At 61.3% G+C, this 18,128-nt stretch carries 15 protein-coding genes and 1 pseudogene; 5 read left to right on the top strand and 11 right to left on the bottom strand.

Annotated elements, in window-relative coordinates:
* Positions 1 to 42: 42 nt before the first annotated feature.
* The 4 genes from RA24_RS00080 to RA24_RS00065 all read left to right on the top strand — a co-directional run bounded on the left by RA24_RS00080 (position 43) and on the right by RA24_RS00065 (position 4,657).
* A complete protein-coding gene (locus RA24_RS00080; protein WP_039148653.1) occupies positions 43 to 1,167 on the top strand; it encodes an extracellular solute-binding protein in 1,125 nt (374 codons plus the stop codon).
* Positions 1,168 to 1,321: 154 nt separating this feature from the next.
* A complete protein-coding gene (locus RA24_RS00075) occupies positions 1,322 to 2,434 on the top strand; it encodes an ABC transporter ATP-binding protein (protein ID WP_019294826.1) in 1,113 nt (370 codons plus the stop codon).
* Between the two features lie 13 nt (positions 2,435 to 2,447).
* Positions 2,448 to 3,368, top strand: coding sequence for an ABC transporter permease (locus RA24_RS00070; RefSeq protein WP_039170412.1), 921 nt, complete (start codon positions 2,448 to 2,450; stop codon positions 3,366 to 3,368).
* Positions 3,365 to 4,657 carry an ABC transporter permease gene (locus RA24_RS00065; RefSeq protein WP_039188908.1) on the top strand — a complete coding sequence of 431 codons (1,293 nt, stop codon included), beginning with the start codon at positions 3,365 to 3,367 and terminating at the stop codon, positions 4,655 to 4,657. The genes RA24_RS00070 and RA24_RS00065 overlap by 4 nt, the downstream gene beginning before the upstream one ends.
* Before the next feature lie 70 nt (positions 4,658 to 4,727).
* Here RA24_RS00065 and RA24_RS00060 read toward each other — a convergent pair whose 3' ends face one another.
* The 7 genes from RA24_RS00060 to lpdA all read right to left on the bottom strand — a co-directional run bounded on the left by RA24_RS00060 (position 4,728) and on the right by lpdA (position 14,017).
* Positions 4,728 to 5,732 (bottom strand): helix-turn-helix domain-containing protein, encoded by a 1,005-nt coding sequence (locus RA24_RS00060; RefSeq protein WP_039170413.1) that lies wholly within the window; start codon positions 5,730 to 5,732, stop codon positions 4,728 to 4,730.
* 71 nt (positions 5,733 to 5,803) lie between these two features.
* Entirely contained in the window at positions 5,804 to 8,662 is a 2,859-nt protein-coding gene (gene gcvP, locus RA24_RS00055; protein WP_039188906.1) for an aminomethyl-transferring glycine dehydrogenase, read from the bottom strand.
* A 61-nt stretch (positions 8,663 to 8,723) separates the two neighbouring features.
* Positions 8,724 to 9,089: a glycine cleavage system protein GcvH gene (gene gcvH, locus RA24_RS00050; RefSeq protein ID WP_019294831.1), complete on the bottom strand. Its 366-nt coding sequence runs from the start codon at positions 9,087 to 9,089 to the stop codon at positions 8,724 to 8,726.
* Positions 9,090 to 9,110: 21 nt separating this feature from the next.
* Positions 9,111 to 10,208 carry a glycine cleavage system aminomethyltransferase GcvT gene (gcvT, locus tag RA24_RS00045; RefSeq protein ID WP_019294832.1) on the bottom strand — a complete coding sequence of 366 codons (1,098 nt, stop codon included), beginning with the start codon at positions 10,206 to 10,208 and terminating at the stop codon, positions 9,111 to 9,113.
* Between the two features lie 69 nt (positions 10,209 to 10,277).
* Positions 10,278 to 11,648, bottom strand: a complete 1,371-nt coding sequence (locus tag RA24_RS00040) for an alanine/glycine:cation symporter family protein (protein WP_019294833.1) — start codon at positions 11,646 to 11,648, stop codon at positions 10,278 to 10,280.
* 25 nt (positions 11,649 to 11,673) lie between these two features.
* Complete coding sequence (lipA, locus tag RA24_RS00035; protein ID WP_039188993.1) at positions 11,674 to 12,618, bottom strand: lipoyl synthase; 945 nt, start codon at positions 12,616 to 12,618, stop codon at positions 11,674 to 11,676.
* Between the two features lie 16 nt (positions 12,619 to 12,634).
* On the bottom strand, positions 12,635 to 14,017 hold the full coding sequence (gene lpdA, locus RA24_RS00030; RefSeq protein WP_039188904.1) for a dihydrolipoyl dehydrogenase: 1,383 nt from the start codon (positions 14,015 to 14,017) through the stop codon (positions 12,635 to 12,637).
* 173 nt (positions 14,018 to 14,190) lie between these two features.
* Between lpdA and RA24_RS00025 the strand changes: the two genes are divergently transcribed.
* Entirely contained in the window at positions 14,191 to 14,805 is a 615-nt protein-coding gene (locus tag RA24_RS00025; RefSeq protein ID WP_039188902.1) for a helix-turn-helix domain-containing protein, read from the top strand.
* Positions 14,806 to 15,026: 221 nt separating this feature from the next.
* Here RA24_RS00025 and RA24_RS00020 read toward each other — a convergent pair whose 3' ends face one another.
* The 4 genes and pseudogenes from RA24_RS00020 to RA24_RS21615 form a co-directional block, all read right to left on the bottom strand.
* Positions 15,027 to 16,118 carry a sensor histidine kinase gene (locus tag RA24_RS00020; RefSeq protein WP_039188900.1) on the bottom strand — a complete coding sequence of 364 codons (1,092 nt, stop codon included), beginning with the start codon at positions 16,116 to 16,118 and terminating at the stop codon, positions 15,027 to 15,029.
* A complete protein-coding gene (locus RA24_RS00015) occupies positions 16,090 to 16,581 on the bottom strand; it encodes a response regulator (protein WP_039148673.1) in 492 nt (163 codons plus the stop codon). Before RA24_RS00015 ends, RA24_RS00020 begins: the two co-directional genes overlap by 29 nt.
* A gap of 83 nt (positions 16,582 to 16,664) precedes the next feature.
* Positions 16,665 to 17,354, bottom strand: a complete 690-nt coding sequence (locus RA24_RS00010) for a response regulator (protein WP_019294840.1) — start codon at positions 17,352 to 17,354, stop codon at positions 16,665 to 16,667.
* A gap of 498 nt (positions 17,355 to 17,852) precedes the next feature.
* Positions 17,853 to 18,128: pseudogene (locus RA24_RS21615) on the bottom strand (methyl-accepting chemotaxis protein); the annotation flags it as partial.

Here is an 18,128-nt window from a genome sequence, read left to right as displayed (position 1 = left end):
AACAAGAACAACAATTAACAGTCCAAAGGGAGAATTGGATCAATGACAAACACTGGTAAGCTGACGCGGCGGAGCATTCTGAAAAGTGCCGGCGCCGCCGCCCTGGCAGCCCCGCTTTATTCGAAAAGCGCGCTGGCGTCTTCGGGCGAAATCAACATCCTGATGTGGTCGGACTACCTGCCGCCGGAATTCATTTCCGGTTTTGAAGCCAAGACGGGCATCAAGGTGAACTACACCGGCATCGGGTCTAACGAAGAAATCATCAACAAGATGAAGGCCACCAAGGGTCAGGGCTTCGACATCGTTTCGCCGACCAACAACCGCTCGCTGCAGTGGGGGCCGCTGGAACTGCTGAAACCGTTTGACATGAGCAAGGTCAACATTGACGCGGTGAACCCGGCGATGGCCAAGATCGGCACCGACGCCTGGAACTTCGGCGGTGGCGGTGTGCACTGGCTGCCGCATATCTGGGGCACCGAAGGCATCGCCTACCGCACCGACCTGTGGCTGCCGGAAGGCGATGCGCCGTCTTATGGCGACGTCTGGTCCGAAGAGAATGCAGGCAAGACCATGGGCCGGGCGCACTCGATGATGCTGGGCGCAGGTCTCTATATGGAAGCCTCGGGCGAGATGGAGCCTGGCTCGATCTGGGCGGCCTATGACGACGAGGAAACCATGCGCAAAGTCTGGGGCCAGGTTACTGACTGGTGCGTGGCGCGCAAGGACCGGATCAAGCTGATCTGGAACGATGCCGATACTCAGAAGAACGGCCTGCTGAACGAAGGCGTGGTGGTCGGCCAGACCTGGGACGGCCCGCCGCTGGCGCTGAAATCCGCAGGCGAGCCGGTGCACTATCAGGCGCCTGTTGAGGGCGCGATGGCCTGGGTTGACGGCATCTCGATGCCGGTGGGCGCGCAGAACGAAGAGCAGGTCTATGCCTTCATCTCCTATGCATACGAGCAGGAGCCTGCAGGCAAGGCAATCGACAGCCACGGATATAACTCGCCGGTGCTGGGCGCAGACGGCTTCTCCGGCGACGTCTACAAGAAGAACTTTGCCGAGGCCTATCCGGGCAATTCGCTGGCCAACCTGAACCCCTGGCCGGCAGAGGCGCCCTGGTACGCCGACGTGCGCACCGAGTTCGTCAACAAGTTCAAAAGCGCGTAACAACTGCGCCTGAAACACTTGGCCCCCGGATCTTTTCCGGGGGTCAGCCATGTGCCGCGCGGCGCAATCACAAAAGAATAGAAACAGGAAGCAGGCCTAGCGGGGCCGGTGGCTTGCCACCGGATTGGGGACCTGCACCCTGGGGAGAAGCCAAATGAGTGCTGGGGTCGGCGTTGATCTCGAGAATCTCTGGATCCGTTTCGGTGACTTTGTCGCCGTGCGAGATGCCAATGTGAACATCAATGGGGGGGATTTCTTTTCCTTCCTTGGGCCTTCGGGCTGCGGCAAGACCACGATCCTGCGCGCGGTTTCCGGCTTTCTGGATCCGAGCGATGGCCGTGTGCTGATCGGCGGCAATGACATGAAGGGGATCGGGCCGAACAAACGCCCGACCGCGCTGATTTTCCAGAATCTGGCGCTGTTCCCGCTGATGAAGATCTGGGAAAACATCACCTTTTCCATGGAAATCAAGGGCGCCTCTGCCAAGGAACGCCGCAAGCGCGCGGATGAGCTTTTGGACATGATCGCACTGCCGGGACAGGGCGACAAGCTGCCCTCCGAACTGTCAGGCGGCCAGCGCCAGCGGGTGGCGATTGCGCGCGCCCTCTGCGCAGAGCCGGATGTGCTGCTGCTTGATGAGCCGCTGTCGGCCTTGGATCTCAAGCTGCGCCAGCACATGCGCACCGAGCTGCGCGAGATTCAGCAGCGGGTTGGCATCACCTTCATCTACATCACCCACGACCAGGGCGAGGCGCTGACCATGTCCGACAATATCGCGGTGATGAAGGCGGGCGTCATTGACCAGATCGCCGATGGCAAGACCATCTACAACGACCCCTCAACCGCATTTGCGGCGTCATTCGTCGGCGAAAACAACGTCTTCCGCGGCAAGGTCAAGCGCGTTATGGGCAATGAAGCTCTGATCGCGACCAACCGCTCCGGCGAACTGGTGGCGCGGATCTCCACTGCCAACCAGGGCAGGATGAAGGAAGGCGACGATGCAATGATGTTCATCCGCCCCGAGGCCTTTGCCTTGGCGCCGCAAGGCGCGTCTGGTGACCATTTCGTGACGGCCAAGGTCAACCACGAGGAGTTTGAGGGCAACGTCTTCAACATTTTCATGGAAGGCGACGGCGGTAAGGAGCTGAAGGTCTCCATCCCCAATCTGGGCCAGTCCTTTGAGGATCACACCGGACAGAATATCACCCTGGAATACGAGACGAAGAACGCCGTCTGTGTTCCCGCCGGTGAGCTGGCCGCGGAATAAGGAGGCCCAAACCATGCCAAGCTTCCTGAGGGAGTTTTTCAAACGCAACGGCGTCGGCATGGGCAGTCTGATGCTGGGCCTGGTCCTGTTCTGGACCATTGGCCTCATCATTCTGCCGCAGCTGTCGATGCTCGACTTCTCGTTCCGTCCCAACCTGCCGCCGCCGGAGATCGGCGGACCCAAGGACGTCTATACGCTGGAGAACTACAAATACCTGATCTACGGCCCGGAGGGCGGCAGCCAGGACTATAACGCGGTCGACCTCAAGGTGTTCTTCCGCACCCTGGTAGCGGCGGTCTGCGTCACCATCTTCAACCTGATCCTGTGCTATCCGATCGCATATTACCTGGCTCAGACCAAGGGCAACCATATCCGCATCTTCGCGCTGATGCTGATCATCCCGTACTGGATCAACGAGATCCTGCGCGCCTTTGCACTGCGCATCATCTTCGGCGAGACCGGGGTGCTGAACAACATGCTGGTGGGCTTGGGTGTTTTCGACACGCCCTTCGACTTCATCCGCAATGACATCGCGCTTTATGCAGGCTTGGGCTACGCCTACATCCTGCTGATGATCTTCCCGATCTACAACGTGATCGAGAGCCTTGACCGCAACCAAATTGAGGCCGCGCGCGATATGGGCGCCAGCTGGCCGATGATCCACCGCCGGGTGGTCATTCCCTATGCCAAACCGGGGATTTCTTCGGGCTGCACCATGGTGTTCATGCTGTCGGCGGGCGCACTGGCGGCGCCGCAGATCCTCGGCGGCCCGTCGTCCCTGTGGTTCACGCAGCTGATCTATCAGCAGTTCAATGACAATTCCGACTGGCCGCAGGGTGCTGCTTATGCGGTGGTTCTGTTGGTCACCTGTATCCTGCTGGTGCTGGCGGTCATGCGCTTGTTCAAGGTGAACATGGGGGATATCGGCAAATGAAGAACTTCACCTTTATGCGCCTGAGCCTCTGGGTCTATCTGGCGATCTTCTTTGCCTATCTGCTGGGGCCGCTGGTGATAATGTCGGCAACTGCCTTCAACTCACCTTCGTTCCCGCGGATGACCCCTTGGGAGTGCCTCACGTTTGAATGGTTCTCGGCTCTGTTCCAGGACGAGCGGATTCTGAACGGTATCTGGAACTCGATCCTGGTGGGCGCAGGCACGGTTGTGCTGTCTGTTGCGATGGGCCTGGCGGGGGCGCTGATGCTCACCCAGATATGGCCCAAACTGCGGGCCACCTATTACACGGTGATCATTGCGCCGATCCTCATTCCCGGCGTGGTGCTGGGTATCTCGACGCTGGTATTCTGGGACCGGATCAACCGGATGCTGGGGCTTGGCGCCGACAGCTTCCTGTCGAACGGCTTGTTCCTGACCATCATCGGTCAGTCCACCTTCATCGCCAGCTATTGCATGCTGGTGCTGGTGGCGCGCCTGCAGCGCTATGACATCGCCCTGACAGAGGCGGCGCTGGATCTGGGGGCCACCCATGCTCAGGCTTTCCGCAAGGTTCTGCTGCCGTTCATGCGGCCCGCCATCGCCTCTGCCGCGGTGCTGGCGTTCCTGGCGAGCTTTGAGAACTACAACACTACCACCTTCACCTTCGGTGAATACCCGACGCTGACCATCGAGCTGGCGCAGAAGGTCCGCTATGGCATCACGCCTGCAATCTCGGCCCTAGCCTTTATCATCGTGGTGCTGACGGTGTTTGCGGCGCTCTTCAACGAGGCCAGCATCCGCCGCAAGCAGCTGGTGGCCGAGGCACGCAAGAAGGCGACCGTGGAAGAGTTGGAAAGCGGCAAGCTGCGGCTTCCAGGTTTCCTCAGCTCAAATGCTGCTGCGGTAGCGCTTGTGGTTGTTGCCTGTGCAACAGTTGCAGTTGTCGGAACCGCAACGGTCTACAGCCCGCAGCAGTGTATCGCCAACGTGCAGGAGCAAAAGCGCCTGGAGACCGAAGAGCGCATCCAGGAACTGCGCCGCCAGCGCGAACTGCGCCGCCAGCAGTTGCAGGAACAGCAGGGCGAAGCCCCTGAACCAACCGCGCCCTCCACCGGCTCCGGCAACAACTCCGGCTTTGGCGGTGTGTTTGCCCCGGGCAGCCTGTCGGGTGAAGGCGAGGCAGAGCCTGAGGCAGAGCAGGCGCCTCAGGGCAACAACTCCGGCTTCGGCAATGTCTTTGATCCGAACGCCCTGTCAGGCGACGGCGAGGACAGCGGCTCCGGAAATTGAACTCCTCTGCCCTGAAACACCAAAGGCGGCCCGAAGGGGCCGCCTTTTCAGTTGCCAGGACCGGCTGTGCTCAGGCCAGCGAGCCTGCCGGATGCCGGTCAGCATAATATTGTTTGCGGAATGCCTGCGGGCTGGTTTTGTACTCACGTTTGAACCATTCCGTCAGGCTGCTGCGCGAGCCAAAGCCGGTGGCGGCCACAATCTCGGCCAGCGGCAGGGTGGTGTGCAACAAAAGCTGGCGCGCCTTTTCGATGCGCAGCTTTCGGTAGGCCGCAAGCGGGCTGGTCTGTGCTTTCTGCTGGAAGCGGCGTTCCAGCTTGCGCGGAGAAACCCCGGCCTGCTGAGCGATGTCGCGGATCAAAAGCGGCTCTTCCAGGTTCTGCTGCATCAGGTCGAGGATCTTGACCACCAGCGCGTCGCCGCCGGCTGTCTGACGCAGCTGCAAGGAGACCTTGGACTGTTCAGAGGCCGGGCCAAAGGCAAGGCCCAGGTAGTCGCAGACTGCATCAGCGATGAAGGCGCCGCGGTCAGCGCGCAGGAAAGCCGCAAGCACGCGCAGCGCAGCGAAACTGCTGACCGCTGTGCTGATGCGGCCTGCCGAGGTGGTCAACGTGCCTGACGGAGCGCAGATCATCTGCTCCTCTTCCGCGGCGGCGGCAAAATTTGTATGTACCGCGGTCTCGATAGCGGCATTCAGGCCGGTTTCCGGCAGCAGGAAAATGGCACTGCCGGCAAACAGGCAGCGCTGTGCCTGGCGGCAGATCCGCTGCAGGCTGGCTTTCTCGCCGGAGTTCAGCGGCCAGCGGCTGGAAATGCCACCGAGGAAAATGACGGTCTGCGGTTTCCAGCCCTCCGGCACGGTACGCATATGCGAGGCCAGATTGCGCACGGCGGTGCGGTAGCCGCTGTCGGGGAACAGATCATTGGCGGCGCGGAAGATTTCGCAGATCATCTGGGCCGCGGCGGGGGAATCTGGCTGCGGCAGAATGATTTCGACATCGTGGAAGCGGGCCTGTGCCGCGCTGTCAGCGGATTGCCGGGGCGCTGGCACGATCAGCGGTTCGAGACGGGACATCATTCTCTCCTCTGAGCGGGTCATGCGGGGTGCCCCGCCGGACAGGCCGGCGGGGTAGAAAGCCTGTTTGATCAGGCTTCAGCTTCTTCGTAGTCCGACATCGGCGGGCAGGTGCAGATCAGGTGACGGTCGCCATAGGCGTTGTCGACCCGGTTCACGGCCGGCCAGTATTTGTCGACGCCGAGGTTGCCCGGCGGGAAGCAGGCCTGTTCGCGGCTGTAGGGACGATCCCATTCACCCACCAGGTCGCGCACCGTGTGCGGCGCGTGCTTCAGCGGGTTGTTTTCGGGGTCGATCTTGCCGTCGATGATGTCCTGCGCCTCCGAGCGGATCGACAGCATGGCGTCGCAGAAGCGGTCCAGCTCATCCTTGGGCTCGGATTCGGTCGGTTCCACCATCAGCGTGCCGGCCACAGGCCAGGACATGGTCGGGGCGTGGAAGCCCGAGTCGACCAGACGCTTGGCGATGTCGTCCACGGTGACGTGGCCTTCATCGTTCAGCGGGCGGGTGTCCAGGATGCACTCATGCGCCACACGGCCCGTTTCCGAGGTGTAAAGGATTTTGTAGGCATCCTTGAGACGGGCTGCGATGTAGTTCGCGTTCAGGATCGCAACTTTGGTCGCCTGGGTCAGACCCTCGCCGCCCATCAGCAGACAGTAGGCCCAGCTGACCGGCAGGATCGAGGGCGAGCCGAACGGAGCCGCCGAAACCGGACCGACTGCAGTGCCGTACTCCGGGTGCCCCGGCAGGTGCTCTTCCAGATGCGCCTTGACGCCGATCGGACCCATGCCGGGGCCGCCGCCGCCATGCGGAATGCAGAAGGTCTTGTGCAGGTTCAGGTGCGAGACGTCGCCGCCAATCTTGCCCGGCTGCGCGAGGCCCACCATGGCGTTCATGTTGGCGCCGTCGATATAAACCTGGCCGCCATGCTCATGAGTGATCTGGCAAACTTCCTGAACGGTTTCCTCGAACACGCCGTGGGTCGACGGGTAAGTGATCATGCAGGCCGCGAGGTTTGCGGAATGCTCCTCGGCCTTGGCGCGGAAGTCGGCGACGTCGATGTTGCCGCTGTCGTCCGACTTCACCGGAACCACCTTGTAGCCCACCATCTGCGCCGATGCCGGGTTGGTGCCGTGCGCGGAGGTCGGGATCAGGCAGATGTTGCGGTGTGCTTCACCCCGGGCTGCGTGATAGTTGCGGATGGTCAAGAGGCCCGCGTATTCGCCCTGCGCACCGGAGTTCGGCTGCTGGGAGATCGCGTCATAGCCGGTGATCTGGCAGAGCTTGTCGTTCAGATCGGCGATCATCTGGTGGTAGCCCTGTGCCTGGTCTTCCGGGCAGAAGGGGTGCAGGTTGCCGAACTCCGGCCAGGTGACCGGGATCATTTCGATGGTCGCGTTCAGCTTCATGGTGCAGGATCCCAGCGGGATCATTGCACGGTCCAGCGCCAAGTCGCGGTCGGCCAGGCGGCGCATGTAGCGGGTGATCTCTGCCTCGGCCCGGTTCTTGTGGAAGATCGGGTGGGTCAGGTACTCGCTTTCACGCAGCGCATAGTCCGGCAGGCGGTAGGCGCGGTTCTTGACGCTGTCGTCCTTCTTCTCGATGCCGAAAGCACCCCAGACCGCTTCGATGGTTTCCGGGCGGGTCTGCTCGTCCAGCGAGACGCCGACGTGGCTGTCGCCGATCTTGCGCAGGTTCACGCCGCGGGCAACGGCTGCCTCCATGACAGTTTTCTGCAGCGGGCCAACCTCGACGGTGATTGTGTCGAAGAAGACTTCCGGCTCCACCTTGAAACCGTGCTCTTCCAGCCCCGCGGCAAGGCGCGAGGTCTTGCGGTGCACCGACTGGGCAATTGCCTTGATGCCGTCGGGGCCGTGGTAGACCGCGTACATCGACGCGATGACAGCCAGCAATGCCTGTGCGGTACAGACGTTGGAGTTGGCTTTTTCGCGGCGGATGTGCTGTTCGCGGGTCTGCAGCGCCAGGCGGTAGGCCTTGTTGCCGCGGGCGTCGACCGACACGCCGATAATGCGGCCGGGCATGGCCCGCTTCAGCTTGTCGGTGGTCGCCATGTAGGCTGCGTGCGGGCCGCCATAGCCCATCGGAACGCCGAAACGCTGGGTGGAGCCGATGGCAATATCCGCACCCATTTCGCCGGGCGACTTCAGCAATGCCAGCGCCAGGATGTCGGCGGCGACAACGGCGATGCCCTTGTGCTCGTGAATGGCTTCGATTTCCTTGGTGAAATCGCGCACGTGGCCGTAGGTGCCGGGGTACTGGAATATCGCACCGAAGACCGCGCCCGGGTCCAGCTCGTCCGGATCGGCAACCACCACGTCGATGCCCAAAGGCTCGGCGCGGGTCTGGATCACGGCGACGGTCTGCGGGTGGCAGTTCTTGTCGACGAAGAAGGCCGCGTTGTTAGCCTTGGAGCGCGAGCCGCGATGCGCCATTGCCATGGCTTCGGCAGCGGCGGTGGCTTCGTCCAGCAGCGAGGCGTTGGCAACATCCAGGCCGGTCAGATCGCTGACCATCGTCTGGAAGTTCAGAAGCGCCTCAAGACGGCCCTGGGAGATTTCCGGCTGATAGGGAGTATATGCAGTGTACCAAGCCGGGTTTTCCAGGATGTTGCGCAGGATCGGCGCCGGGGTGGTGGTGCCGTAGTAGCCCTGGCCGATCAGCGAGGTCAGCACTTTGTTCTTGGAGGCCACCTGCTTCATGTGGAAGAGGGCGTCGCGCTCGGTCATTGCCGGGCCCCAGTCCAGCGCCTCTTTCTGGCGGATGGCGGGCGGCACGGTGGCGTCGATCAGCTCGTCCAGGGTTTTGAAGCCGATCACCTGCAGCATATCCCGCATCTCGGTCGGAGACGGGCCGATATGGCGCCGGTTGGCGAAGTCATAGGCTTCGTAATCGGTAAGTTTGAAGGCCATTACAGAGGTCCTTGTCTGGGGCAATGGACCCCGCCGGACGGTTCCGGCGGGGAGGGGGTGCTTAGCCGATCAGGGCTTTGTAGCCGTCCAGATCCATCAGATCGTCCAGCTGCGACGCGTCCGACAGCTTGATCTTGTAGATCCAGGCGTCGCCTTCCGGGCTTTCGTTCAGGGCGCCGGGGTTGTCGGCCAGGGCTTCGTTCACCTCGACCACTTCGCCGTCCAGCGGCGCGTAGATTTCGGAGGCTGCTTTCACCGACTCGATGACGCCGATCTCGCCGCCTTTTTCGAACTCTTCACCCGCTTCGCGCTGTTCGACGAAAACAACTTCGCCCAGCTGGTCGGCGGCGTGCTGGGTGATGCCCAGGGTTGCCACGTCACCTTCGACGGTGATCCATTCATGCTCTTCAGAGTAATAGGTGGCCATGTTGACTCTCCTGATGATGTCTTAGCGTTTGTAGTTCTGAGTAACGAAGGGCAGGGCGACGATTTCAGCCGGCTGCGCCTTGCCGCGGATGATGAGATTCACCTTGGTGCCTGCGGCGCTGTGATCCGCCGCAACATAGCCCATGGCAACCGGGCCGCCGACAGTGGGGCCGAAGCTGCCAGAGGTGATGGCGCCCAGAGTATCGCCGCTTTCGCTTTGGATTTCCACGCCCTGGCGGGCAGGGGCACGGCCTTCGGGCTTGATGCCGACCAGTTTCTTGGCGGCGCCTTCGGCCAGTTCCTTCTGGATCCGGTCGGCACCGGGGAAGCCGCCTTCTTCCTTGCGGCGCTTCTGGATTGCCCAAGACAGCGACGCCTCGATCGGCGAGGTCGACTGGTCGATGTCGTTGCCATAGAGGCAGAGGCCGGCTTCCAAGCGCAGGCTGTCGCGGGCGCCCAGGCCTGCGGGCTCGCAGTCGTCATGGGCCAGGAATAGCTTGGACACGCGGATCGCGTCGGCTTCCGGGATCGAGATCTCGTAGCCGTCCTCGCCGGTGTAGCCCAGGCGGGAGATGCGGCATTCGACACCGCCGATCTCGGCAATGGCGGTCTCCATGAACTTCAGTTCACGGGCTGCGGGGCACAGCTCGCCGACAACGTCCTCGGCCTTGGGGCCTTGAACGGCAACCAGCGCGCGATCGAAGATCTCGGTTACTTCGACACCGTCCAGATTGGCCTGCATATGCGGGATGTCCTGGTGGCGCAGGGCGGCGTTCACCACCACAAAGTAATGATCGCCAGCGTTGGAGACGATCAAGTCGTCCATGATGCCGCCGCCCTCGTTGGTGAAGAAGCCGTAGCGCGCCTTGCCTTCCTTGAGGGTGGCATAGGCCTGCGGGCAGAGCGTTTCCAGCTTCTCGCCCACGTTTTCACCGCGCAGGATCACCTGGCCCATGTGGGAAACGTCAAACAACGCTGCTTTTTCACGGCACTGCTTGTGCTCGCCCATGATGCCCATGGGATACTGGACCGGCATTTCCCAGCCGGCGAAGTCGACCATTTTGCCGCCAAGCTCGACGTGCAGGTCATAAAGCGGGGTGCGTTTGGGTGCGTCGGTCATCCTGTGCAGCCTTTGAATTACTAGGGTTTCGGGGTGGAGGAGGGCGCAGGACGCGCCCTCCCGGAGAGCTTACTCGGCAGCGTGGCCGGCTTCTTCCGATTTGCCGCCGGTGGCAAAGAACTCTTTCGTCACCTTGAAGACGATCGGGCTCAGCAGCGCCAGGGCGATCAGGTTCGGGATGGCCATCATCGCGTTCAGCGTGTCAGCCAGCAGCCAGATGAAGCCCAGATCGGCGGTTGCACCGAAGTAAATCGCGATGATCCACAGGATGCGGTAGGGCAGCATGACCTTCACACCGAACAGGAACTCCATGCACTTCTCGCCATAATAGGACCAACCAAGGATGGTGGTGAAGGCAAAGATCGACAGAGCGATTGCGATCAGGTAGCCACCGAAGCCGGGCAGCGAGGTTTCGAACGCCAGCGAGGTCAACGCAGCACCGGATTCACCCGAGGTCCAGGCGCCGGAGGCGATGATCGCCAGGCCGGTGATCGAGCAGACAATGATGGTGTCGATGAAGGTGCCCAGCATCGCGATCAGGCCCTGGTTGACCGGACCTTTGGTCTCAGCCGCTGCGTGCGCAATCGGGGCGGAGCCGAGGCCCGCTTCGTTGGAGAACACACCGCGGGCCACACCAAAGCGGATCGCGGCCCAGACCGCCGCACCGGCAAAGCCGCCTTCGGCTGCCGACGGGGTGAAGGCATGGGTGAACACCAAGCCGAACGCGGCGCCGATAGCGTCTGCGTTGATGACCAGCACGATCAGGCCCGCAATGATGTAGCTGACCGCCATGAACGGAACCAGCTTGCCAGCCACTGCGCCGATGCGGGTGATGCCGCCCAGGATCACAGCGCCGGTCAGCACCATCAGCACTACGCCGGTGACAGAGGTGTTGAAGCCGAAGTTGGTTTCCAGCACTTGCGCCACGCCGTTCGCCTGCACACCGTTGCCGATGCCGAAGGCCGCGATGGAGCCGAACACGGCAAAAGCAACACCCAGCCAGGCCCATTTCGCGCCGAGGCCGTTCTTGATGTAGTACATCGGGCCGCCGACGTAGTTGCCTTCTTCGTCCCGCTCGCGGAATTTCACCGCGCAAACAGCTTCGGAATACTTAGTGGCCATGCCGACCAGCGCGGTCATCCACATCCAGAACAGCGCACCGGGGCCACCGAGGAAAACGGCAGTCGCAACGCCTGCGATGTTGCCGGTGCCGATAGTGGCCGACAGCGCGGTCATCAGTGCATTGAACGGGGTGATCTGGCCTTCGCCGGTGCCTTCACGGCCCTTGAACATCAGGCCGAAACCCATGCCCAGTTTGCGGATCGGCATGAATTTCAGGCCGACCTGAAGGAAGAAGCCGACGCCGAGAATGAGGACCAGCATCATCGGCCCCCAAACCACGCCGTTTACGGCTCCTACGATTGAATTTAACGCTTCCATGGGTCTCCTCCCGCTTGCGTTAAGGTTAAATGCCCTTTGCCAAGGCCATCTGACGGGCCTCTTTCAGGGCGGCAAAATCTTCATCCGCGTGGAACGAAGAGCGGGTCAGCGGTGTCGCTGACACATGCAAAAAGCCCTTGGAACGCGCGATCTGTTCCAACTGCGCAAACTCCTCCGGCGACCAGAAGCGGTCGATCGGGTGATGCTTGGGGGTGGGCTGCAAATACTGGCCCACGGTCAGGAAATCGACCTGGGCCGCGCGCAGGTCGTCCATCACCTGGCGCACGTCCTCCAGGGTCTCGCCCAATCCAACCATGATGCCGGATTTGGTGAACAGCTGCGGGTTGGCGCGCTTGGCGTCGTCCAGCAGCCGCAGCGAGGTGTAATAACGCGCGCCAGGGCGCACACGCGGGTAGAGGCGTGGCACCGTTTCCAGGTTGTGATTGAACACGTCGGGGGCGGCCTCGAACACCGCGTCTGCGGCTGCGCCCTTGCCCAGAAAATCCGGGGTCAGCACCTCGATGGTGGTGCCGGGGTTCTGGTGGCGGGTGGCGCGGATGGTTTGGGCGATATGCTCCGCTCCGCCGTCCGCCAGATCATCGCGGTCAACAGAGGTGATCACCACATGGCGCAGTCCCAGCTTCTTGACCGCCGCAGCAACCCGGCCTGGCTCAAACACATCCAGCGTGTCCGGCTTGCCGGTGGTCACGTTGCAAAACGAGCAGCCGCGGGTGCAGACCTCGCCCATGATCATCATGGTGGCGTGGCGCTTGGACCAGCACTCGCCGATGTTGGGGCAGGCAGCCTCTTCGCAGACGGTGGCCAGATCATGCTCCCGCATCAGCTTGCGGGTTTCATAATACTCGGCGCTTTCGATCTTCTTCTTACGGATCCACCGCGGTTTGCGCGGGATGGCGCTGTCGGCCTTGTGGGCCTTTTCCGGGTGGCGGGGGCGCAGCTGGATCGTCATCTGGCGGACCTCCGGATCAGGCGTGAATGGCGCGGCCAAGCGCGTCGAGGCAGGCTTCTTTCACCGCCTCGCCCATCGCTGGGTGTGCGTGGCAGGTGCGCGCTACCTCCTCGACAGTTGCGCCCTTGGTCATTGCCAGCACCAGCTCGGCAATCAGGTCGCCGCCATGGGCGCCGCAGATATGTGCGCCAAGGATCTTGCCCGCTGGCGTTGCCAGCACCTTCACCGCACCGTCAGTTTCACCGGTCGAGCGCGCGCGGGAGTTGGCCATGAAGGCAAACTTGCCGGAGATGTACTCGGTGCCGGCCTCTTTCAGCGCTTCCTCGGTCTGGCCGACGGAGGCAACTTCCGGGTCGGTGTAAACCACGCCGGGCACGGTTTTGTAATCCACATGGCCGTGCTCGCCGGCCAGCATCTCGACACAGGCAACGCCGTCTTCCTCGGCCTTGTGCGCCAGCATCGGGCCGGGCACGCAATCGCCGATCGCATAGATGCCGGGCACCGAGGTCTGGAAGGTTTCATCCACTTCGATGAAGCCTCGCGCGTTGATGGAGACACCCAGCGCTTCCAGCCCAAGGCCGCAGGTGACCGGGCGGCGGCCGATGGCAACCAGCACCTTGTCCGCTGTGATCTGTTCCTGGGTGTCCTTGCCGACGCGGTCCAGGGTCAGGGTCAGGCCGTTTTCACCTCTCTCAATGGACTTCAGCGCGCGGCCCAATTGGAATTTCAGACCGCGCTTGCTCAGTGCGCGCTGGGACAGCTTGGCGATCTCGCCATCGATGCCGGGCAGGATGCGGTCTAGGTATTCCACCACCGTCACCTTGGAGCCAAGGCGTGACCAGACCTGACCGAGTTCAAGCCCGATCACGCCGGCGCCGATCACCACCAAATGCTCTGGCGCGGCTTCAAGCGCCAGCGCTCCGGTGCTGCTCAGCACGTCCACCTCGTCGATCTCCACGCCTGGGAGGGGGGTGGGTTCCGAACCGGTGGCAATCAGAATGTTTTTTGCGGTGTAGCTGTCTTCCCCCACCTGCACCTGGCCGGGTGCCGGAATGCTGGCCCAGCCTTCGATGTGGTCGACGCCGTTCTTCTTGAACAGGAAGGCGATGCCCTTGGTCAGGTCACCAACAATTTTGTCCTTGCGGGCCATCAGCGCCCCCAGATCCAGGCTGACGCCTTCAACGGAAATGCCGTGGGCGGCGATGTGGGACAGCTCGGCGTATTTGGCGGACGAAGTCAGCAGCGCCTTGGAAGGAATGCAGCCAACGTTGAGGCATGTGCCGCCCAGCGAGCCGCGGCCTTCGACACAGGCAACCTTCATGCCCAGCTGTGCAGCACGGATTGCTGCGACATAACCGCCCGGACCGGCTCCGATCACGATCAGATCATATGCGCTCATGTGGTTTCTCCTCCGAAATGCGGTTCAGGACCGGCACGTATTCAGCCGTATACGACGTTGCGTCTCCTATAGGAAACTTTTTCCCTCTTGCAAACAAAAAGTGCGATCACGGAAATTTTGACCGGAAAATACATCAAAGCTAAAGTGTTTGCGGATCAGGAGAATTCGCAGAAATGGAACCAATTCCCTCAGAAGAAACAGGACTGGGCCCCGAGGCCATGGAAGCCCCGGATGGCGAAGTTCTAGGAAAAATGATTCGCGAAGCCCGCAAAGAAAAGGGGCTGACATTGGAGGAGGCCGCCAAGGCAGCAGCCATTGGCAGGTCCACTTTGTCCAAGATCGAGAACAACCAGACCCGTCCCAGTTTCGAGATCATCCGCCGCCTGATGCAGACGCTGGAACTGGAAACACCGCAGTTGTTTGTGCAGTCCAGTCAAAGCGGCGTCACCGGGCGCCGGGACTTCACCCGCACTGGCGAGGGCGAGCACAAGGAAACCTCGACCTATGATCATGAACTGTTGTGCAGCGAGCTGACCAGCAAGCGCATGGTGCCTTATATCAGTACCATCAAGGCCCGGGATGTGACCGAGTTTGACAATTGGGTGCGCCACCAGGGGGAGGAGTTCATGTTCGTGCTGAGCGGGGAGCTGATCCTTTATACGGAGCATTACCGGCCGTTGCGCATGGGGGTCGGGGATTCCGTTTATTATGACAGCGGCATGGGCCACGGCTGTGTTTCCGTCAGTGAAGAAGACGCCAAGGTGCTTTGGGTGTCGTTGGAGGGATAAACGCAGCAAGGCGCTCTTTGGCGTGAAAACATCCCGTCAGCTGCCGCTGAAACAGGCATTTCCGGCCTGCGCGACCTCAGTTGGCCTGGTGCAGCCCGCCTTTCGGTAATGACGCAAAACGCGGCGCATTGAGATAGCGGGGCGTCCCCTCTGCCGATCGCTCCGCAACCTTCAGCAATCGCGAAGCGGTGTAGGCTGTCTGTAACGTAATGCCTTTAATTTCAGGCTGATTGACGTGCAGGCAGCGCGTCCAGGCTGATCGTGAACCGGATTGTGGTGCCGGCCTCAGTTTGCGGGTCGCACCAGATAAGTCCTTTGTGCCGCTTGGCGATTTTTGCGCAGGTTGCCAGCCCCAGGCCGGTGCCAGGCTGCTCGCTGCCGCGTTGCAGCCGCTTGAAGGGCTCAAAAATCTTATCCCGGTATTCCGGCGGCACGCCAATGCCATTGTCGGCTACAGAGATCATCAGCCCCGGCTGGGCTGGTTCCGCGGTTATTACGATCTCAGGTGTTTTGCCGCCGCTGTACTTTATTGCGTTGCCAATCAGGTTCTGCAGCAACTGCACAATATCGGGTGGAAAACAGACCACCCTCAGCCCACCGGACTGCCAATCAATGCGGGCACCGGATTCTGCCAGATCCTGCGCAAGGACAGCACGCAAGCTGTCGAACAGGCTGTCAACGGTTACTCGCTCTGCCCGGCCGTCGCTGTGCGGGTTGATATGGCTGGCAAGCCGCTCAATCAGCTCGGATGTTTTGTTTACCGACTTCTTCATCAGGTCGAATTGCCGGGCAACCTCGTCCAGGTCACCGTCAGCATACTCTTCCTGGATCTGATCGCACAGGAACTTGATTGCCCGCAACGGCGCCCGCATGTCGTGAACCAGAACGTCGGAGAAAAGCCTCAGCTCGTTTTGCTGTTCCTGAATGCGCCAGCGCATATCCGAAACTTTCAGCCCGTTTGCGATCATCCGTTTCAGTGCCTCTGCACTGAGCGCCGACTTCGGAATGTAGTCACTGGCGCCGGCCAGGATAACGCTTTTGGCAATCTCCTCATCGCCATGGCCAGTGGTCATGAACAGCACCGCCCGTGGCCAGGCTTCATTCAAACGTGCAATCAGGTCGAGCCCGGTTCCGTCCGGCAGCAGGTAGTCGAGGAAAATCACGTCCGCCGGCTGCCCGGCAAACCCCAGCGCTTTCTCGCCGCTGTCGGCTTCGGAGATGCTGGCGTCCGGGTGAGGCTGCTTTAGTAACCGGCGCAGCAGTTTCCGGTCGCCGGCGTCATCTTCAATGAGCAGGATGTTGAGCGCCGCCATCGGTCACCTTTCTGATGTGGATTTCGGGCAGTTCGACAATCCGCCAGTAATTGTCGAGCGTTGCCATTAGGTCGGTAAACATGTCGCCGGCCTTTGATTTCAGTATGTAGCCTGCGACATTGTTGGCATAAGCCTCAGAGATGTCCCGATCGTCATCCGAGGTTGTCAGCACGATGAACAGGATATTGTGCAGTACCGGGTCCGCGCGGATTTCCCGCAGAAGCTCAATCCCGTTCTTGCGTGGCATGTTAATGTCGCTCAGCACCACGAAATGAGGCGGCGGAACCTGACTCATTTCACCACGCAGGAAGGCCAAGGCCTCGACCCCGTCAGCAAACCGGGTAACTGGATTGGCAATCCTGGCCTGCTCAAACGCGCGCCGCAAGGCCTTTGCGTCGCCGTCATCATCTTCCACCAGAATGATGTTCAGGGCAGGGCGGCTGGCGTTCCGGGGGCTTTGCATCGTGCTGACGCTCCTTTCTGCCGGGGCTTGGTGCTGTTCGGTGCGATCACCAGCTGGAGGGCTGGAAGAAGCGCGGCGGTCCCCTACTGGAGAAGGGTTGGGGACACGCGGGCTGTCACTTCGCGGGTGTCTTCGATCACGCTGTCCAGATCATCCATGAAGGCCACCAGATCCTTGCAGCTGCGTTCAAGCATCGACACATCCGACAGCACGGCTGGAGAAAAACTGTCATCCTGGCGGGCTTGCGACTTGACGATCCTGACCCCGGCAAGCGTCCGGCTCAGCAGCAGGCGCAGATCGGGGCCGCAGCCGACGATGAAGCGCTGAAAGATCCGCTTCAGTTCCTTCTCTGAAGCTTTGGCGCTGGAGAGCTGGCCGTAAAGGGCCCGCCTTTCGATGGCGGAGGCAATAGACTTTATCAGCGCATCCACAGAAAGCTCTTCCTTGACGATGTAATCGGAGCACCCCCGGCGCATGGCTTCGACGGCAGTCTGGTAGCTGGTGACGCTAGTGAGCATGATCGGGACGGCTTGGACCTGTTCCTCGTGGCTCAGCAGAAGTTTCAGCGCATCCAGGCCGGTATCCATGCCAAGATTGTGGTCCAGAAAAACCAGGTCGTACTGCTCCTTGTCCAGCAGCTTGCGCATTTCCTCCAGATTGGCAGCCTCAAAGAACTCGGCTTCCATTCCAGCCTTGCGGCACAGCTTTTTTAGGCGCAACCGGTCTATTTCGTCATCATCAACCGAAAGGATGTTGAGGATTACGGGCGGCATGAAGGGCGGTGCAGCCCCTTTCTGAAAACGAATGTTACTCATCCTGGTACCCCTTTGAATTGACACAGCGCCCGGAACTAAAATTCGGAACGCAATCTACTCTGGATTGTGTATATCACACAAGATCACGCTAAGGGTTATTATCAGGCGAGATTTGATTAAAGAACACTAAGCCGCTGCATGAGGGGGGAGGATTTTGCGGTTTCAATTCGCAGTTTGCTGAACTTTTATGGAAAAATTTCGGAGCGGCGTGCCTGCACGCGGGCTGGTAATCTGAATGCTGTGCGGAAGTTAAAACTTATTGAAAAATTGGCGTTTTTTAGGGGGCTGTTGCAGCAAGCTGGAGAAGGGGCTTGCAAGCGAGTGCCGCGGCCCTGGAAACTTATCGGCTGGAGTGGCGTCCGGTGGCCGCAAGCGGCCTGGCAGCCAGCCGCGTTCAGGCACAGGTTGCCATAGTCTGAAGGCGCCGCAGGTTTTTGCGGCGCCTCCGGTGAGTTTTCAGAAGTCCTGCCAGAGATCGCGGGCAGCGCTGCCGTTGGAAGCTGCCGCTGCGGGTGCCGGGCTGGCCTCGATGTCCCAGTTGTCCTCGCCATGCGCCGAGGGCGCAGGCTTGGCGGCCGGGACGGCGGCCGGGGCCGCTGCAGGCGCCGGGCGGGCGGGGGCCGCGCCGCCGGAGACCCGGAAATGCGCCACCAGCTCGGCCAGTTTGCCGGCATCGGTGTTCAGCATGTGGCCGGCTGCTGTGGCCTCCTCCACCATCGCCGCGTTCTGCTG

Origin of the sequence: Leisingera sp. ANG-M6 (assembly GCF_000813905.1) — a bacterium.
In the GTDB taxonomy this organism is placed as follows: Bacteria; Pseudomonadota; Alphaproteobacteria; order Rhodobacterales; family Rhodobacteraceae; genus Leisingera.
This window is presented reverse-complemented; position numbering and strand designations above follow the sequence as displayed.